Annotated in this window: 5 protein-coding genes; all 5 read left to right on the top strand. The window is 69.5% G+C overall.

The window, feature by feature from the left end:
• The first annotated feature begins 18 nt into the window (after positions 1–18).
• Positions 19–906 carry an ABC transporter ATP-binding protein gene (locus WME98_RS14425; RefSeq protein WP_437951825.1) on the top strand — a complete coding sequence of 296 codons (888 nt, stop codon included), beginning with the start codon at positions 19–21 and terminating at the stop codon, positions 904–906.
• A gap of 4,208 nt (positions 907–5,114) precedes the next feature.
• The gene (locus WME98_RS14420) at positions 5,115–6,500 is read left to right on the top strand and encodes a salicylate synthase (RefSeq protein WP_437951824.1); all 1,386 of its coding nucleotides are present in this window, start codon (positions 5,115–5,117) and stop codon (positions 6,498–6,500) included.
• Between the two features lie 82 nt (positions 6,501–6,582).
• Positions 6,583–13,188, top strand: coding sequence for an amino acid adenylation domain-containing protein (locus tag WME98_RS14415; RefSeq protein WP_437951823.1), 6,606 nt, complete (start codon positions 6,583–6,585; stop codon positions 13,186–13,188).
• A gap of 145 nt (positions 13,189–13,333) precedes the next feature.
• The gene (locus WME98_RS14410; protein WP_437951822.1) at positions 13,334–18,874 is read left to right on the top strand and encodes an amino acid adenylation domain-containing protein; all 5,541 of its coding nucleotides are present in this window, start codon (positions 13,334–13,336) and stop codon (positions 18,872–18,874) included.
• Positions 18,871–20,634, top strand: a complete 1,764-nt coding sequence (locus WME98_RS14405; protein ID WP_437953983.1) for an ABC transporter ATP-binding protein — start codon at positions 18,871–18,873, stop codon at positions 20,632–20,634. The genes WME98_RS14410 and WME98_RS14405 overlap by 4 nt, the downstream gene beginning before the upstream one ends.
• The last annotated feature ends 1 nt before the right edge of the window (position 20,635 follow it).

The raw sequence follows: 20,635 nt of genomic DNA, 5'->3' as shown, positions 1-20,635 counted from the left end.
GAAACCGGGAGAGATCCAATGTCAGACTCGAACGGACTGGTTGTGAAGGGGTTAACGAAGACGTACGCCAACGGCGTTCGAGCGCTGAACGGCGTCAACTTGAACGTTGGACCAGGGCTCTATGGGCTCCTCGGTCCCAACGGCGCGGGCAAGAGCACGCTGATGCGCACGCTCGCCACGCTTCAGGCGCCGGACGCGGGGACGATCACGTTCAACGGGATCGATGTCATTTCGTCTCCCGACCGCCTGCGTCGCCGCCTCGGGTACCTCCCGCAGCAGATCGGCGCGTATCCGGGGGTGACGGGGCGGTCTCTGCTCGAGCGCTTCGCCTGGCTGAAGGGGCGCACGGACCGCCGCGAGCGCGACGCGGAGATCTCGATGCTGCTCGCGCGCGTCAACCTGAGCGACGTCGGCCACCGCGAGGTCGCGACCTACTCCGGGGGCATGCTGCGGCGGTTCGGCATCGCGCTCGCGCTCGTCGGGTCTCCGCACCTCCTCATCGTGGACGAGCCGACCGCCGGCCTCGACCCGGCCGAGCGCAACCACTTCCACCGAGTGCTCGCGGAGGTCGCCGCGGAGGCCGTGGTGTTGCTCTCGACGCACATCGTGGACGACGTGGAGAACCTCTGCGGGAGGCTGTCGATCGTCAACCGGGGGCGGGTGGTCGCCGAAGGGACGCCCGCCGAGCTGACCGCGCCGCTCGCGGGTCGCCTGTGGACCCGGACGTACGCGCGGGCCGAGCCGATCCCCGAGGACGCGCTGAACGTCATGCCCACGCCGAGCGGCACCCGCGCCGTCGTGGTGCGCGATGTGTCGCCCGGCGACGGGTTCGTCGCCCATGCGCCCAAGCTCGACGACGCCTACCATTACCTGCTGGCCGAATCGCGGCAGGCGGAGGCCGCATGAGCTCGACGCGCATCTACGTTGCCGAGGCGTGGCACGAGCTGCGGGCGGGGCTGCGTACCTCGCTCGTCCCGCTCATGTTCGTTGGCCTCGTGGGCTATCTGTTCATCATGCTCTCGAGCGCGGAGTACCTGCGCGGCATGGGCGGGGCAGACGTCGCGCGCAACAGCCCGCATGTGGTCTTCCTGATGACCTCCGGGCAGTCGTTCTGGCTCATCTTCGCGTGGGCGTGGGTGTTCGCGCAGGTCGTCACGCGCGATCGAGCGGCAGGGCTTCACGAGCTGGTGCTCTCCGCGCCCGTGTCGCTTCGCGGGCTCTTGATCGCGCGCTATGTCGGCGCCGTCGGGCTCGCTTGCGTCCTGGGGTCGTCGAGCTCGATCGGCTTTCTGCTCGTCCCCGCGCTCGCCGCGATCGGGGTGTTCCCGCCGGAAGCCGTCGGCCCCACGCCGGTCCTCGCGATCGCGTCATCGTGGGCGCTGTTCGTGCTGCCGTCCGCCGTCGGCCTCGGGGCGCTCTACCTCACCGCGGCGCTGCGGACCCGAAGCACGGCCGGCCCGTTCGCCGTGGCCGCGGTGGTCATCTTGATCTGGATGGTGGCCATGATCGTCCTGCGGGGCGGCGATCTCCACACCGACATCGCGACGGTGGTCGACGTGAGCGGCTTCGGGGAGGCGGAGGCGCAGACGAAACGCTGGACGCCGCACGAGAAGGCGACGGCGCAGCTGGCGATGACCGCGCCTCTCCTCATCAATCGGCTCCTCTGGACCCTGGTCCCCCTCGCCGTCCTGGCGTTCGCGCTCGCGCGGCAGCGGCGCGAAGCGCTCGTCCTCGAGCGGGCCGGCAAGCCGTCGCCGAACCGCGAGGAGACCCTCCGGGTCACCGCGCCTGCCGCCGCGGCGCTGCCGCCGGTCGCGACACCGTCATGGCTGCGCGCGACGCTGTCGGAGGCGCGGTGGCACCTGGCGCTGACGACCCGAGGGTGGGCGTTCCGTGTCGCGGTCGCGCTCTGGACCCTCATGAACGTGGCAGGGGCCTTCTACCATGTGATCGGGCACGCCGAGGGGCCGCTGGTCCCACGATCGGAGCTGCTCGCGCCGTTCCTGATCCGCCTCTGCTACGTGTTCTCCGTGTTCGCTGTGGCGGGGTTCGTGGGGGCGCTCGCCCGTCGAGACCAGCAATCCGGGTTCGACGAGATGATCGACGCCACGCCGGCGCCGCTCGGCACGCGCGTGATTGGCCGCGCCGTCGCGTCCCTCATGCTGACGCTCGTCATCGCGCTGGCGCCGACGCTCTCGGCGTGGATCGTGACGGGTCTCACCATACCTGCCAGCTTCGAGCCGTGGAATGCGCTGCTCGTGAACGCGCTGGTCGCTGCGCCGGCCTTGCTGGAGCTCGGCGCGATCACATTCCTCGTCCACGCGCTCGTGCGCTCGTCGGGCACCGCATACGCCGCGTCGATGCTGGTCGCGTTCATCGCGCTCGTGAATCACGAGATCGACATCGTCTCCTATCCACCCGCGCAGGTAGGGATCCCGGTGCATGTCGCCCTCTCCGAGCTCGCGGGCTGGTCGCCGTGGATCGTGCCGGTGCTCGAGATGGGCATCCTGAAGCTGAGCTGCGTCGGCCTCGCCGTCGCGCTGGCGTGGCTCGCGTATCCGCGCGGAACGGCCCTGAGGCTGGTCGAACGATTCCGTGGGGCAGCGCGGCAGCTCGCCCAGGGCGCGGGCGCGCTGGCAGCGCTCAGCCTCATCGCGATCGCCGCGTCGGCGGCGCTCTTGCACGAGCAGATCGTGGTGCGGAGCGGCTTCGCGTCGAAGAGCGAAGAGAACGCCGCCGACGCGGCCTGGGAGGCCCGTTTCTGGAAGGAGGCGTCGACGTTCTCCGTGGAGGGCGGCGAGGTCGAGGCGAAGATCGAGCCGTCCGCGCGCGCGGCCCGCGTCCGCTGGAAGCTGAGAGGAGTACGAGCCGGCGCGGCGAGGCTGCACGGGAGGCTGCGCACCGGGATGGACGTGGACAGTGTCCGGGTGGACGGCTCCCCGCGCGAGGTCATCGCGGCGAACGAGCACTTCATGGTCGACCTGGGCAGCTGCGCGCAGAGCGGGTGCGACGTCGAGCTCGACATCACGATCGCGTCTCCCGGCTGGTTCGAAGAGGGCGAGGCGCCGTGGCTCGACGGCTCTGGCGTGTGGGCTCGCGCGGCGGATCTCCTCCCGCGGCTCGGCCACGATGGTGAACGAGCGCTGCGATCGCCGTCCGCACGCCGCGAGCTGGGCTTGAAGGATCGCCCCGATCCGCTCGACGTGAAGGCGCTCGTACCGACCCTCGCCGTGGCGCCGGCGGGCCAGTGGCGCTGGTCGGTGTCGTTCTCCGAGGAGGGGATGAGCACGCCTGCCGAGGGGAGTACAACGCAGGGCCTCGACTTCGCGGTGGCGTGGCTGCCCAGGGATGCGGAGCTGAGCCAGCTGCGGCGAGAGGGCATCACGACGTGGCATGGCCCGACCCGCGCCGATACGGCGCGTGAGGTCCTGGAGGACACCCTGAAGATGGGCGAGTGTGTTCGCGCGCGGCTGGGATCCATCCCGGAGGTGACGACGATCGTGCAGGCGCCTCGCGATCTCGGCGGCATCCGGGTGCACGGCGCGATCCTGTGGCTGCCGGAAGGGGACGGCTGGGACGTGGGCTCGTCCGGCGCCGGCCGCGTGAAGCGACGCGCTGCGGTGGCCGAGGCGCTCGCCGCGCGCTGGCTCGCGGACCGCGCCGATCTGCGCGCGGAGCCGGGGTCGCGGTGGCTCGTCAACGGCGTCGCGGGATGGGTCGGGCTCGAGTGCGTGCGGTGGTCCGACGGCGGCGACGCGTGGCTCGCGCTCCTGGGTCGCCGCAGCGATGACGTCGTGGACGCGCTCGGCGCCCTCGACGCGCCCGTGTCGGGCCTGGCCGACGACGGCGCCGCCAGCTGGGTCGCGGCGTACGCCCCGCTGGAGACCCTCGCGTGGGCGCAGGCCGTCGGACACGCCGACGCGCTGCGCGCGGCCGCTCAGGTCGCCGACATGGTCCGCTCCGGAAACACGGTCCGAGACGCGCTCGCGCGAGCAGCAGGCCCGGTCATGGCCGACCGCCTCCTGGGCCCCCCTGCGGCGTCGGACGTGACCGTCGCGACGGTCGACGGCGGCGCGCCGGAAGCTCGCGGCGAGCGCTCGCGATGGGAGAGGGGCGGCTGGCGGCCTGTCTCCAGCACGTTCGACGTCGTCCAACGTTTCTACGACGAGGAGACGCCGTCGCGCGTGGCCCGCGTGCCGGCAAAATTGGAGAGCAATGCCCGATTCGTGGTCTTCGACGCGTGGCCCTCATTCGAGCGCTCGCCGCAGGACAATGCGTGGAAGGCAGGCCCGCATTGATGATGGAGACGAACGCGTCCCGCCGAGGCTACCCCGTGCGTCACGAGGATGAGCATTCGTTGACGATCACGTGTCGCTGCGGCACGACGGGACTCGCTGGCCATGCCGCTGAACGTGTCGCAGGGACGACGCCAGGGGCAGCGCGCGCTCCGCCAGTTTCGATGCCACATCGATATCGGCATGATCGGCTGTAGCCTGAGCGGCTGAATCGTTGTCGGTCGACTTAATGCCAGCCCCAATGGCCCTGCGGGAAGCGCCTCGCTGGCTGCACGAAATCGTCGGCCGTCCACCTTGACCCTGATGCAACACGTATGTATATGCAAGGCACAAGCAGCTTTAAGATGTAAGCCACTCGTTGAGGGCGCAGGGGAGCTCGACAGGCCATGCTCTGCGGGCATGGTTTCGCGAGCCAGGAGGGGTACATTTGCAGTAGCTGTGGATGACATGACGGCGTGAGCACCGAGACGCAGCCCCGCTGGGGACTGACGCCGTCGTCTTGTCATGCTTTGACGAGAAGCTTGTCTAGATGGACCGCATCGACCGCAGACTCTCGCAGGATCTGCGGGCCGATGATGGAAGGCGCGCGAAGAGGAACGCTTCGACTATCTGCCGCTCGGTCGACGCGTTTACCGTGACGCCTGGCCTCGATTCGAAGGCTCGCCATCCGAGCACGAATCGGGGGCGCGATGACACCATGCTTCGCGCCTGGAACACTTCGCGTGGCGAGCGGGGACGCGACCTGTAAAGTTCGCGTGCTCCTCTAGCGACCGACGTCTCTTGTGCGGCCTCTCGTACCAGAGGTGACATATGCTTCAAATGCAACAATTCTGTAGTAGCAACACGCATTACTTCGAGCGCCACGTCTCGATCAGCGCAGATCCCATCGACCTGGCGGCGGCGCTCGCCAAGTCGGGCCTGCACACGACGTACTTCGTGTACGAGCGCGACGGCGAATGGAGCGTCGCCCTCGGCGCAGCCTTCGAGCTCACCGCCGACGTGCACGGCGTGCACCGCCTCGATCCGACAGGAAAGCAGAGCTGGACCGGCGGGGACTGCCTCGCCGCGGTCGAGGCGGGGCTCGCGTCGATCCCGCTCCGTGGCTGGCGCGCGTACGGCACCGCCTCGTTCGAGTTCGCGTACCTGCTGCATGGCATCGAGGCGAACCACGGCGCAGAGCCCTTGCTTCACCTGACCATCCCGCAGGTCGAAATCCGCCTGCGGCTCGGTACGGCCCTGGTTCGAGCGCTGACCTCGGACGAGCTCGAGAGGATGGTGGACGTCCTCGCATCCTCGGACCGCCGCCATTCGCGCGAGATGGCGGACGTCGCCGGCCTCCCCCCGGTCCCCTCGCCCCAGGTGCTCCCGATCACGGTGCTCGAGACGACGGGCGCGGCGAAGTACAAGGAGCTGGTCGCCGCGGCTACCCATGAAATCGCGGCGCGCAAGCTCCACAAGGTGATTGCGTCGCGCGTCGTCCCGATCCCCGCGCCCGTCGATCTGATCGCGACCTACGTCGCCGGGCGGCGCCAGAACACCCCTGCGCGATCGTTCGTGGTCAACTGCCGCGACCTGAAGTTCGCCGGATTCAGCCCGGAGACCGTGCTCGAGGTGAGCGCCGAGGGGCAGGTGATGACACAGCCGCTCGCCGGGACCCGGGCGCTCGTCTCGGACGACAATGAAAACGCGCGGTTGCGAGCGGAGCTGCTCAGCGATTCGAAGGAGCTCGCCGAGCACGCGATGTCTGTGAAGCTGGCGTTCGAGGAGCTCAGCCGCGTCTGCAGGCAGGGGAGCGTGACCGTGAACGAGTTCATGGCGGTATCGCGTCGCGGAACCGTTCAGCACCTCGCCTCGCGGCTCTCAGGCATGCTCGAGACGGGGAACACGGCGTGGACGGCGTTCCAGGTGCTGTTCCCTGCGATCACGGCGTCGGGGATCCCCAAGAGGGAGGCCGTCGACTGGATTCGAAGGCACGAAGCGGAGAGCCGCGGCCTCTACTCAGGCGCGGTCCTGACGGTGGACCACGACGGGGCGATGGACGCGGCGCTGGTGCTGCGCACCATCTTCCAGCGGGGAAGCACCGTGTGGCTCCGCGCGGGCGCCGGGATCGTCGCGCAGTCCACGCCCGAGCGAGAGCTGGAGGAGACCTGCGAGAAGCTCCAGAGCGTGGCGCGCCACCTGGTGCCGTCAGAGTTCGCGAGCTAGCGGGTGTGATGTAGGAGACGTGGTAATCCGATCTTGAGCTCGCCGTCGCGAGAGTCCGCCAATGCACGAACAAACACAGCGAATGCACCAGGAAATCGCCTCATCCGATCTGAGGGACACGGTCGCGAACATGCTCGGCGTGACGGTCGATGCGGTTCGGGAAGACAGCAACCTGATCGAGCTCGGGATGGATTCGATCACGATGATGCGCCTCGCCGGCAGGTGGCGGCGGCAAGGCATCGAGGTCGATTTCGCGGAGCTCCTCGCGAACCCGCGGGTGTCCGCGTGGAAGGCGCTGATAGGGCAGCGAAGCTGTACCACGGGCGAGCGCGATGAGCGTTCGCCCGCCGCGACCAGCATCGACGAGGCGGCGCCCTTCGAGCTCGCGCTGATGCAGCACGCGTACTGGATCGGACGCCAGCAAGGCCAGCAGCTGGGCGACGTCGCCGCGCATTTCTATAACGAATTCGATGGCGAGGGGGTCGAGCCTGCGCGGCTGGAATCTGCCGTACGAAGGCTGATCGAGCGGCACGGCATGTTGCGCGTGCAGGTCCTCAGCGACGGCCGCCAGCAGATCCTGGCCAGCAGCCGGTGGCGTGGGCTGGAGGTCCACGACCTCCGTGCCTTGTCGGCCGAGGCGGCGCAGCGAGCGCTGGCAGAGCTGCGCCGCACGCTGTCGCACCGGAAGATGGATCTGGCTGCCGGCGAGGTGTTCGATATCCAGATCTCCTTGTTGCCGGATGCGATCCGCGCGGGCGGCACGCGCCTGCACGTGAACCTGGACATGGTGGCCGCCGACGCGCTCAGCTTGCGGGCGCTGCTGGCCGACCTGGCGCACCTCTACGCCGGATCGCAGTCGCTGCCTCCGATCAACTACAGCTACCCGCGCTACCTGGCCGAACGCGATGCGAGCCGCGCGAGCGTCAAGGGCGTACGGTCGCGGACCGCCGACCGAGAGTACTGGCAAGCCCGCTTGAGCGAGCTTCCAGCTGCCCCGCAGCTGCCGGCCGCACCGTACCACGCGAACGTGGGCGCCACGCGGGTGGTCCGGCGTCATCGCTGGCTCGCTCCGGAGCAGGTGCGCGCCTTCGCGTCTCGGGCGGCGCGTCATGGCCTGACGCCGGCCATGGCGATGGCGGCGGTGTTCGCGGAGATGCTGACCGCCTGGAGCGCGGAGCCGCGGTTCCTGATGAACCTGCCGATGTTCGACCGGGCGCCCTTGCACCCGGACGTCGGGATGCTGGTCGGCGACTTCACCTCCTCGGTGCTGCTGGCATGGGACGGCGCAGCGCCCGGCACCTTCGCCGAGCGCGCCCTGCGCCTCCAGGCGCAGTTCCATGCGGACGCCGAGCACGTGGGCTATTCGGGCGTCGAGGTGCTGCGCGATCTGTCGCGGCTGCGAGGCGAGCAGGTGCTGGCGCCCGTCGTGTACACGAGCGCGCTGGGCCTGGGCGAGCTGTTTCCGGAGGCCGTGAAGCAGCACTTCGGGAGGCCGTCCTGGATCATCTCCCAGGGGCCGCAGGTGTGGCTGGACGCGCAGGTCACGGAGCTCGATGGCGGCTTGCTGGTCAACCTGGACGCGCGTGAGGACGCCTTCGCGCCGGGCGTGCTGGACGCGATGTTCGACGCCCATGGTCGGCTGCTGGAGCGTCTGCTCGCGGACGAGGAAGCCTGGCGGCAGCCGGTGCCCGCGCTGCTCCCGGCAGATCAGCTGGAGGTGCGCACCGCCGCGAACGCCACCCGTACGCCGGTTTCGGGCAAGCGCCTGCATGACGGCTTCTTCGAGCTCGCGACGCGGCAGCCAGAGGCGCCTGCTCTGGTGTGGGGCACCGACGACCAGATCTCGTACGGGGAGCTCCGGCAGCGCGCGCTGGGCGTGGCAGGCTACCTGCGCGAGCACGGCGTGAGCGCGGGCGACGTGGTGGCGATCCAGCTCCCCAAGGGGCCGAGCCAGATCGTCGCCGTTCTGGGTGTGCTGGCCGCGGGCGCCGCCTATCTCCCGATCGGCGTGGATCAACCCGCGCTGCGCCGTCAGCGCATCCTCGAAGCCGCCGGCGCCTCCGTCGTGCTCGATAGCATCCCGGAGAGTCAGGCGTCGCTGGCGGAGCCGCTGGCCGGCGAGGACTCCGATCTCGCCTACATCCTGTTCACCTCAGGTTCGACGGGCGAGCCGAAAGGCGTGGAGATTACCCATGCCGCGGCGATGAACACCATTGAAGACCTGAACGAGCGCTTGGCGCTCGGCGCGACCGACCGGACGCTCGCGCTGTCCGCGCTCGAGTTCGACCTGTCGGTGTACGACATCTTCGCGCCGCTGTCGGTCGGCGGCGCCGTGGTCTGCGTCGAGGAGTGGGCGCGTCGCGACGCGGCGGTCTGGGTCGATCTGCTGCGCCGCCATCACGTGACGATCCTCAACTGCGTGCCGGCCCTGCTCGACGTGACGCTCGCCGCCTCCGGCGACGCTTCCGGTCCGGTGGCGCTCCGCGCGGTGCTCCTGGGCGGCGACTGGGTGACCCTGGATCTGCCGGGCCGCCTGGCGCAGTACGCCCCGCGCTGCCGCTTCATCGCTCTGGGCGGCACCACCGAGACCGCGATCCACTCCACGATCTGCGAGGTCACCGAGGTGCCTCCGCACTGGAAGTCAGTTCCGTATGGCAAGCCCCTCGGCAACGTGCAGCTGCGCGTCGTCGATCCTCTGGGGCGCGACTGTCCGGACTTCGTCCCCGGCGAGCTCTGGATCGGCGGCGCCGGCGTGGCCCGCGGCTATCGCGGCGACAGCGAGAGGACGGCGCAGAAGTTCGTCCAGGTGGACGGGACGCGCTGGTACCGCACCGGCGACCGCGCGCGTTACTGGACCGACGGCAGCGTGGAGTTCCTCGGGCGCGCCGACTTCCAGGTGAAGCTGCGCGGGCACCGCGTCGAGCTCGGCGAGATCGAGGCGGCGGTCGGCGGCTATCCCGGCGTCGCACAGGCCATCGCGGTGCTGGGTGAGCGAGGGCTCTTCGCCGTCATCACCCCGGACGATCCGACGATCGAGCTGTCTGCAGCAGGCGAGTTCATCGACCTGCGGCAGCCGCCGCCGGAGTTCGCGACGCTGCGTCAGTTCCTGGCCGAGCGACTGCCCACCGTGATGGTGCCGGACCACCTGTGGCGCTGTAGGAGCTTGCCGCTCACGCCCAATGGCAAGGTCGATCGCAAAGCCTTGCAGCGAGCCGTGAACGCCTTCGCTTTGCAGGCCAAGGCGACCGTGACTGCGCCGGTCGGCGAGGTGGAGCGCCGGGTCGCCGGCGTCTGGGCCGAGCTGCTCAAGCTGCCGGAGGTTGGCCGCGAGGACAATTTCTTCGCCGCGGGCGGCGACTCCCTCCTGGCGACGCGCCTGGTGCGCCGGCTGCGCGAGGTCGGCCTCGCCGACGTCAAGCTGGCCGAGCTGTTCGCCCATCCGACGCTGGCCCACTTCGCGGCCACGTTGAGGCTTGGCGAGAGCGCTCCGATGCTGCCGACCCTGGTCGCCGATCCGGAGCACCGCCACCAGCCTTTCCCGCCGACGGAGGTGCAGCGGGCGTACTGGCTAGGCCGTGACGAGAGCTTCACGCTCGGGGGCGTCGGCTGCCAGTTCTATCGCGAGTACGACGTCGCCGATCTCGACGTGTCCCGGCTGGAGGCGGCCGTCAACGTCCTGATTCGACGGCACGAGATGCTGCGCGCCGTCTTCGATGAGGAGGGCCAGCAGCGCATCCTCGCGGACGTGCCGCGGTTCACGGTAGAGGTCGTCGATGCGGGCGAAGACCCTGCACAGGCCTACGATGAGCTGCGGCGCGACTACGCGCACAAGGTCTTCGACCCGACCCGCTGGCCGTTGTTCGGCATGCGCGCGGTGCGGTCGGGCGACCGGACGCGCCTCGGCATAAGCCTCGACAACCTCGTCCTCGACGCGCTCAGCATCCTCACGTTCTACGTCGAGCTCACCACGCTCTACGAGACCCCCGACGCCTCCTTGCCCCCGATCGGGATGTCCTTCCGTGACTACGTGCTGACGTGCACACCGGGGCCGGAGGCGCTCGCTGCCGCGCGGGCCTACTGGGCGAAGAAGCTGCCCGAGCTGCCGCCGGCTCCGCAGCTGCCGCTCGCGAAAGACCCGGCAGAGGTGGGGCGGCCGTGCTTCACGCGCCACGAGGGCAACGTCGACGCGCGCCGGTGGCGCCGCATCGTCGAACGCGCAGGCGAGCACGGCGTCACGCCGTCGACGATCCTGCTCACGGCGTTCGCTGAAGTGCTCAGCCGCTGGTGCAGCCGCCCTGACCTCACGCTCAACCTGACGCTCTTCGATCGTCGCGAGGTGCACCCCGACGTCCACCGGGTCATGGGCGATTTCACCTCGCTCACGTTGATCGGGTACCGGCCCGTCCCCGGCGAAGGCTGGGCGACGCGGGCCCGGCGTGTGCAGCAGGAGCTCGGTGATGCGCTGGACCATCGCGACGTCTCGAGCATCTCGCTCGTCCGCGAGCTGGGCAGATTGAGCGGTGCGCCGAGCCTGAGCATGCCGGTGGTGTTCACGAGCGCGCTCGGTGTTCCCGGGGGCACCGCGGCGCCGGCCAGCGGCCCGTTCAGGAGACAGGTGTGGGGGCTGACGCAGACCCCGCAGGTGTGGCTGGACCATCAGGTGATCGAGGCGGACGGCGGCATCGCCCTGAACTGGGACGTGGTCGAAGACCTGTTCCCGGAAGGCTTGATCGCCACGATGTTCGATGCGTACCTGCGCGAGCTGGACTGGCTGAGCAGCTCCGAATGGACCCTGCCCGTGCCCGATCTCATGCCCGCGCAGCAGCGGCGAGTGCGCGCGCGCGTCAATGGGACCGAAGGAGAGTGTCCGCGGCAGAGCTTGCACGAAGCGTTCTTCGGCCTGGCGCGCGCGCAACCGCAACGCGTCGCGTTGCGCTGGGGCGAGGCCGACGTGATGAGCTACGGCCAGCTCGCGGACCGCGCGCTGCGCCTCTCGGCTGCGCTGACTCAGCAGGGCGTAGCGAAAGGCGATGTGGTCGCCGTGAACCTGCCCAAGGGGCCGGATCAGATCGCCGCCGTGCTCGGCGTGCTGGCGGCCGGAGCCGCCTACCTGCCGGTGGGGGTGGACCAGCCCGATGCACGTCGCGACCGGATGCTGGGCCAGGCAGAGGTCCGCGTCGTCGTCACAGGCCCGGAGCCGAGGCGCTGGCCCGAGGGCGTTCGCTCGTGCGTGTTCGGACAGGCGATGGCGTCCGCGCCCGCGCCGATCCCGACCGCGGTCGACGCAGAGCAGCTGGCGTACATCATCTTCACCTCCGGATCGACCGGCGATCCGAAGGGGGTCGAGATCACCCATCGCGCCGCGCTGAACACGGTGCTGGACATCAATCAACGCTTCGGCGTCGGCGCAGAAGACCGCGTCCTGGCCGTGTCTGCGCTGGATTTCGATCTGTCGGTCTACGATATCTTCGGCCTCCTGTCGGCCGGCGGCTCGGTGGTCCTGATCGAAGAGGAGTCCCGGCGCGACGCGAGGCGCTGGCACGAGCTCGTGCGCCGACATGAGGTGACGATCTGGAACAGCGTGCCGACCCTGCTCGACATGCTGCTCATCGTCGGCAGCGCGGCGGAGCCGCCGGGGGCCATCCGGCTGGCGCTCGTCTCGGGCGACTGGATCAGGACGGACTTGCCCGGGCGGCTCGCCGCGCAGCGGCCCGGGTGTCGGTTCATCGCGCTCGGCGGGGCCACCGAGGCCTCCATCTGGTCCAACTTCTTCGAGGTGCACGTGGTCCAGCCGTCGTGGCGTTCGATCCCGTACGGCTATCCGTTGCGCAACCAGCTCTTCCGTGTGGTGGATGCGCATGGCCGAGACTGTCCGGACTGGGTGCCGGGTGAGCTGTGGATCGGCGGTCTCGGGGTGGCGCGAGGCTACTGCGCTGCGCCGGACCTGACGGCTCGCAAGTTCGTCGCCGACGGCGAGCGGTGGTATCGCACCGGCGACGTCGGGCGTTACTGGCCCGACGGCACGCTGGAGTTCCTCGGTCGCACCGACAACCAGGTCAAGATCCGCGGCCATCGCATCGAGCTCGGGGAGGTGGAAGCCGCTCTCCGATCGCATCCCGGCGTGCGGCATGCGGTGGCCGTGGCCGTCTCCGGACGCCTCGCCGCCGCCGTGGTCCCCGCCGTCGCGGAGGAGGCGCGAGCCGCGATGGCCGATGGGCCGGACGGCCGGCTTCCAGTGACCACGGCGGCGCTCAGCGCGGAGCAGCTGCGCGATCATGTCGCCATGCGCCTCCCGCTCCACATGGTGCCGGAGAGGATCCATGTGCTGGCCCAGCTGCCGCTCAGCGCGAACGGCAAGGTCAATCATGCCGAGATCATCCGATCATTCTCGGCCGAAGCCGATACGGACGCGCGGGGGCTCGAGCCCCCGCAAGGTGAATGGGAGCATACGGTCGCAGCGCTGTGGAGGGAGCTCTTGGCGGTCGCCAGCGTCGGCCGGCATCACAGCTTCTTCCAGCTGGGCGGCGACAGCCTCCTCGCGACGCGCTTCATCGAAGCCGTGAATCAGCGTCACGCGATCATGTTGCCCCTGAGGCGGCTGTTCAACGGACCGACGCTCCGCGAAGTCGCAGCGGCGCTCGCCGCCGAGCACGAGGCCCGCCAGGAGATCGAGGAGGGCGTGTTGTAGCAGCATCCGCCGCGGCGGCGCGCCGCCGGCGCCGCGAGGTCGGCGAGGACGCGCCGCCGCAGCCGCGCGATTCGCGAGAGCGCGTCGCCGGCGGCTCATCATCTTACGTGACGCTTGTCCTCAACAAGCTACAGGAGCTTCATCCATGCCCGTTGCAGGGATTATCGAAGAGCTGAAGACGCTGGGTGTCGATCTGTGGACGGAATCAGGGCAGCTCCGGTTCCGTGCACCCAAAGGTTTGCTCACCGAAGAGAAGATGACGGTGCTGCGCGCGTACAAGGCGCAGATCATCGATTTCCTGGCCACGAACCAGGGGGTGGTCGTTATCGCGGATGAGCAGGGGCGTCATGAGCCGTTTCCGCTCACCGACGTGCAGACGGCATACCTGCTGGGGCGTCAGAGCTCGTTCGGCTACGGTGGTGTCGCCTGCCACGGGTACCTGGAGGTGACGTATCCGGATCTCGACCCCGCGCGCCTCGCCGACGCATGGAACCTGCTGATCGAGCGGCATGACATGCTGCGCGCCGTCATCGAGCAGGACGGCTACCAGCGCGTTCTCCCCACGGTGCCTCGGTATCACATCAAGTCGACGGATGTCCGCGGCGCGTCGGCCGCCGAGGAGGAGCGCGCGATCAGCGCCATCCGCGCCGAGATGGATCACCGGATGTACGAGACCACCGCATGGCCGCTGTTCGAGCTGCGGCATACCCGCACCAGCCGAGGCGACGTCGTGCACTTCTCGCTGGATTCGCTGATCGCGGACTGGGCGAGCGCCGGGATCTTCTTCGAGGAGCTCGATCTCATCCTTGCCGGTCGCGGCGACGAGCTGCGTCCGCTGGACCTTCGCTTTCGCGATTACATCTTGGCGGAGCGGCGGCTGCGCGAGACCGGGCGCTACCAGCGTGACCGCCAGTACTGGCTCGGGCGCGTCGACGATCTGCCCCCCGCGCCCGAGCTCCCGACGCTGCCGTCGAGCGCGGATGCTGGACCGGTACGGTTCCGTCGCCACCACAGCCGTCTGTCCGCCGAGCGCTGGGAGCGTCTGAGGCAACGCGCCGGCGAGCGAGGGCTCACGGCGTCGATCGCCGTGCTGGCCGCCTACGCGGCGGTGCTGCAGCGCTGGACACGCCGCCAGCGGTTCAGCCTCAACCTCACGCTGCTCAACCGCCTGCCGCTGCACGCGCAGGTCGACCGGATCGTCGGAGACTTCACGTCGGTCAGCCTCCTGGACGTGCGGGCGCAGTCTGGGCGCAGCTTCAAGGAGTGGGCGGCGCGGCTCGGCGACCAGATGTTCGCCGATCTCGACCACCGCCTGTTCACGGGGGTCGAGGCGCTGCGCGAGATCACCCGGCGGCGTGGCCGGGAGGCCGCGCTGATGCCGGTCGTCTTCACCAGCGCCATCGGCCTCGGTCCACGGCGGCGAGCCAGCAGCGGAAGGCGCTTCGGCTACGGCGTGACGCAGACGCCGCAGGTCTACCTCGACTGCCAGGTCATGGATGACGCGGAGGGGCTCGAGGTCAACTGGGACGTACGTCAGGGCACCTTTCCGGAAGGCCTCATCGAAGACATGTTCGCCGCGCTGCAGAGGCTCCTTTTGGATCTCGCAGAGCGTCCCGAGGCGTGGGATGCCGTCGATCCGGTCGCGTTGCCCGAATGGCAGGCGCAGGAGCGCGCGCGCGTCAATCAGACCAGCGGTCCGCTGCCCGACTCCCTCTTGCATCGAGGGTTCCTGGAGCAGGCTGCCCGCAACCCCGATTCGGTGGCGGTGGTCGGCCACGCCGGGAGCTTGACGTACGGCGACCTGGCGATGAGGTCGGCGTCGGTCGCTCAGGCGCTGCGAGACGGCGGCTGCGCCGCCGGCGACCGGGTCGCCATCGTCATGAGCAAGGGGATCGAGCAGGTCGTCGCGGTGCTCGGGGTGCTGCTCGCCGGCGGGACATACCTGCCTCTGGACGCCACCCAGCCGCGGCTGCGCATCGAGAAGGTGCTGTCGAACGCGGCGGTGCGTCAGGTCCTGACCCAGTCGTGGATCTCCGCGGGGGCCAAGCTGCCGGAGGGCCTGCGCGCGATCGACGTGGACACGCTGGCTCCCGCGCAAAGCTTCCCCGCAGCTCCGACGGGAGACCCCGACGCGCTGGCGTACGTGATCTACACCTCCGGCTCCACGGGCGACCCGAAGGGCGTCATGATCACCCACAGGGCGGCGCTGAACACCATCGAGGACATCAACCGCCGCTTCGGCGTGACCGGGTCGGACCGGGTTCTGGGCCTTGCCCAGCTCGGCTTCGACCTCTCCGTGTACGACATCTTCGGCACGCTCGCGCTCGGCGGGACCCTCGTGCTGCCGGATCCCGACCGCGGCGCCGATCCCTCCCACTGGGCCGATCTCATCGTGAAGCATGAGGTGACCCTCTGGAACTCCGTGCCTGCGCAGCTGCAGATGCTGACGAGCTATCTCCAGACAGAGCCGGTCGCGATCCGCTCGTTGCGGATGGCGCTCCTGTCCGGCGACTGGATCCCCGTCACGCTGCCCGACCAGATCCGCCGGTTCGTGCCTTACCTGACGCTGATCGGGCTCGGAGGCGCGACCGAGGCGGCCATCTGGTCGAATTACCACCGCATCGAGCGGGTGGATCCGGGGTGGGCGAGCATCCCCTACGGGGTTCCGCTCGCCAACCAGGGCTTCCGCGTCCTCGACGAGTCGCTGCGCGACGCGCCGGTGTGGGTCCCTGGAGAGCTGTACATCACCGGGCACGGCCTCGCAGCGGGGTACCTGGGCGATCCGGAGCTCACGGCCGCGCGCTTCTTCAACCATCCTGTCGATGGACAGCGCCTCTACAGGACCGGAGATCTCGGGCGTTACCTCCCCGGCGGATCCATCGAGTTTCTCGGTCGCGAGGACAGTCAGGTCAAGATTCGCGGGCACCGGATCGAGCTCGGCGAGATCGAGGCCGCCCTGCTCGCGCATCCGGCGATCGGCGCCGCGGCGGCCGTGGTGGCCGGCAAAGATCACGCGGATCGCGCCCTGCTCGGCTTCGTCGAGCTCGCGCGGCGCAGCGCTCCCACGGACGCCGGTCCGGCCACGTCGCTCGGCCGTCTGGTGTCCGCCGCGCGGCAGTTCGCCGACAATGAGGTCGGCGGCGTCACCACGGCTCAGGTGATCGAGGTCACCGGAGCGCTGCACGAGGCCTCGTTCGCGTCCATGTTGAGCGCGCTGGTCGAGCGCGGCCTCTTCGAGAGCCCGCGGGACACGCACTCCGCCGAGGAGATCCTGCGCGCGGCGCGCGTTCACGACCGCCATCACTGGCTCGTTCGCCGGTGGCTGGGGCTGCTGGTGGAGGCTGGCTGGCTCGCTTACCGCGAGGATAGCCGCCGCTACGCGCAGCGCAGGGCGGTCGATGCGACGGCGGTCCACGACGCCTGGCGGCGGGTCGAGGAGCTGGCGTCGCGGTCCGGGCTGTGTACGCCCGAGTTCGTTCAGTACCACAAAGCTCACGTGGAGCGGCTGCACGCCTTGCTCAAGAACGAGCAGAACCCGTTCGAGCTGCTGTTCCCACGAGGGAAGCACGACGTGGCGCTCGCGGTGTACCGCGACGACGCCATCGCGCGTTACAACAACCACGCCGTCGCGGCGCTCCTGTACAGGATCGCCGCCGCGCGTACCGACGGCGCCGCCCTGCGGGTGATCGAGATCGGCGCCGGCACGGGCGCCACCAGCGGTGTGGTCATCCCGATGCTCGACGGTCACGACGTCGACTACCTGTTCACGGATCTGACGGCCTTCTTCCTGGCCGAGGCGCGCGAGCGGTTCCGGGAGCGTCCCTGGGTGCGATTCGGACAGTTCGACCTGAACGAGGATTACCGGGCGCAGGGCCTCTTGCCAAACTCCGCGGACGTCGTGCTGTGCGCTGGAATGCTCAACAGCACCCGGAACATCGAGGCTGCGGTCGCCGCCGCGGTGGAGCTGCTCGGGCCAGGGGGATGGCTGGTGTTCACCGAGCCCACCGCCGACCTCCCGCACGTCCTGCTCACGCAGGGTTTCATGATGGACCCCGCGGGTGCAGATCGGGAACGCGGCTCCACCAAGTTCCTGTCCACCGGGCAGTGGCAATCCCTGATCGAGAAGTGCGGCGGTGAGCTCGTGCTTCGCCTGCCGGACGACGATCACCCGATGGCGGCGTACGGCATGCACATGTTCGCTGCGCGCTTCAAGGCCGATCGGGCGCGGGTCAGCACCGACGAGCTCACGAGCTTCCTCGGGCAGCGGCTGCCGGGCCACATGGTGCCTGCTCATCTGCAGATCGTCGACCGGTTGCCGCTCACGGCGAACGGCAAGGTGAACCGCAAGGCGCTCGCCGCGTGGCGGCCCGCGGCGTTCATCGACAGCGCCGGGAAGGAGGCCGACGCGACGCTCGACGAGCTGGAGAGCCGGCTGTGTGCGCTCTGGGCGAGCGCGCTCGGCATCGCGCGGATCGGCAAGGACGAGAACTTCTACGATCGCGGCGCCGACTCGCTGATCCTCGCCAGGGTGGCAGGCCGGCTGCGCGAGGAGGTGCCGGAAGCCGCGCCGTTCGCCTACGATACGCTCCTGCGGCAGATGCTCAACGAGCCGACCGTCGACGCGCTCGCGCGCGCGCTGCGCCGGCAGGACGGGGCCGCGCCCGCGCCGGGCGGCGCGGCGCCGTGTGCTCAGGCGACCTCCACCGGCGGCAAGACCGCGCAGATCACGCCGCGCCGGGAGGGCAGCAACTCGTTGATCATCTCGTTCGGTGGCGGGGACGGGCCGGCGCGCGTGATGTTCCACGCGGCGCTGGGCACCATGGACTACTTCCAGCACCTCGGGAGGGCGCTCGCCGCCCAGAACCTGGGGCCGGTCCTGGGCTTCGCTGTCGCCGATCCCGAGCTGTACCTCGCGATCCCCCCGAAGGAGCTCGTCGCGCGCGTCTCCGACGACTACGCGCAGCGGCTCATCGACGAAGGCTTCACGCGGTTTCAGCTCATCGGCTACTGCCTCGGCGGGCTGCTCGCCACCGAGGTGGCCCGGCGGCTGCTCGAGCGCGGCATGTCGGTGGACCTGGCGCTGGTCGACAGCATCCCGATGTTCATCGAGACGGACGAGGAGCTCGCGTTCGAGGCGATCTTCGCCCCGAACCTGAACCTGGATCCGGTGAAGGCCGTCTTCGGCGACGACGTCGACAGCGCGGACGTCTATCGGGCCATCGAGAAGCTGATGGTCGAGTACGATCGCAAGATACCGGCTGGCGCCATGGCCAAGCTCGGCGGAGACCCCGGATTGGACGCGGTGGCCGCCGCGGTGCGCAGGCAGTCGGCGCGCAGTCAGGAGGAGCGTCTGGCCGGCTACGCGAAGGCGGCCGCCGCTCAGGCTGGAGTGCCCGTCGGACCCGAGCTCATCCCGGCGCTGTTCCGGACCTGCAGGCACAGCATGCGCGCCGCGCGCTTCGATCCCGAGCCCTACGTCGGCGATATGACGTTCTTGCGGTGCGACGAGGAACAGTCCTTCGGCATCACCGCGGGCGTGGGGCACCTGACGGCGCCGTTCTGGGAAGGCGTTTGCCTCGGGGAGTTCAAACTGATCGACGTGCCCGGCAACCATTTCAGCGTCATCGAGCCGCCGCACGTGAACGTCGTGGCCGCACACCTCGCTGCATCGCTCGACCGCAAATGAGAGAAGATCATCAGAAGGAAGCCGCGCTCCGTGAGCTGCGCCGCCCGATCGAAGGGCTCAGGCGGCTCGGGATCTTGCTCGGCGGCATCGGGGCGCTGACGACGCTCGTTCCGTTCATCGGGATCGCCGAGCTCGCGCGGATCCTGATCGCGTCGGGCCCGATCGATCGCGGGAAGGTCGCCGGGATCGCTTTGACGATCGTGGTCGGGCTCGGCCTCGGATGGACGTGCATCGGAACGGCGCTGTGGCTGACTCACCTGGCCGACCATCGCCTGCAGGCCATCCTGCGGCGCGCGCTGGTGCGCAAGCTGGGCGAGGTTCCGCTGGGGTGGTACTCCGACAAGACATCAGGGGTGGTCCGCAAAGCGGTTCAGGACGACCTCGAGGACTTGCACCACCTCGTCGCGCACCACGATGTCGAGCTGGTCTCGGCGATCGTGCTTCCGCTCGGCGGCCTTTCGTACCTGCTCTGGCTGGACTGGCGTCTGGCGCTGCTCGCGGTGGCCACCTTGCCGATCTACCTGGTTGCCTACGCGTGGATGATGCGGGGCTTCGCCGAGAAGATGATGCAGCTCGATGCGAGCTTCGCCAGGGTGAGCGCCGCGATCGTCGAGTTCGTGCACGGCATCGCGGTCGTGAAGGCGTTCGGCCAGACGGGTCGCGCGCACCAGAGCTACCAGCGCGCCGTCAGCGACTTCAGCGATCGCTACGCCGGCTGGGTGAGGCCGCTGCTCCGGCTCGAGGCGCTGACCTCGATGGCCCTCTCGGTGCCCGTGATCATGCTGGTGAGCTTGACCGTCGGCGCCTGGTTCATTCGAGAGGGCTGGGTGGGCCCCATCGACCTGCTCGCCGAGACCTTGGTCGCAGTGGTCATACCGCAGACGGTGCTGACGCTGAACCAGGGGCTGACGGCGCAGCGCAAGGCCGTGGCGGCGGCAGGCCGCGTCGCCTCGCTGCTCGACGAGCCGTCGTTGCCGATCACCAGGACGCCGCAGGTGCCCGGCGGCGCGGAGGTGCAGTTCGATCACGTCTCGTTCAGCTACGATGGATCGAGGGACGTGCTCTCCGACGTGAGCTTGCGCTGCAAGCCTGGCACGGTGACCGCGCTGGTCGGGAGTTCGGGTGCGGGGAAGTCGACCCTCGCCAAGCTGGTGCCCCGGTTCTACGACGTGACGGGCGGCGCCGTCCTCCTCGGCGGCGTGGATATACGAAACATTGCACCGGACGTGCTGTACCGGCAGGTCGGCTTCGTCCTGCAGGACGTTCAGCTGGTGCACGGAACGGTGGGGGATAATCTCCGTCTTGGCCGGCCCGAGGCCAGCGACGCACAGGTCATCGCCGCCGCCCGCGCAGCGCAGATCCACGACCGGATCGTCGCGCTCCCAAGGGGATATCAGTCCGTGATCGGCGAGGACGCCATCCTCTCCGGCGGCGAGGCGCAGCGGCTGTCCATCGCGCGCACGCTGCTCGCGGACACCGCGGTGCTGATCCTGGACGAGGCGACGGCGCACGCGGATCCAGAGTCAGAAGCACAGATCCAGGACGCGCTGTCCGCGGTCGCGCGCGGGCGCACGGTGATCGTCATCGCCCACCGGCTGGCGACGATCACCGGCGTCGACCAGATCGTCGTGCTCGACGAGGGCCGCGTGCGCGAGCGCGGTAAGCACTCCGAGCTGCTCGCCGCGGACGGGCTCTACGCAAGGATGTGGCGTTCTTATGTCGAGAGCGACATGGCGGCTGCCGGCGCAGCCGTGGGGTGAA

Source organism: Sorangium sp. So ce296, assembly GCF_051529605.1.
GTDB classification, from domain to species: Bacteria; Myxococcota_A; Polyangia; order Polyangiales; family Polyangiaceae; genus Sorangium; species Sorangium cellulosum_D.
The sequence above is the reverse complement of the archived record's forward strand: the minus strand, read 5'-3'. Positions and strand labels throughout refer to the sequence as shown.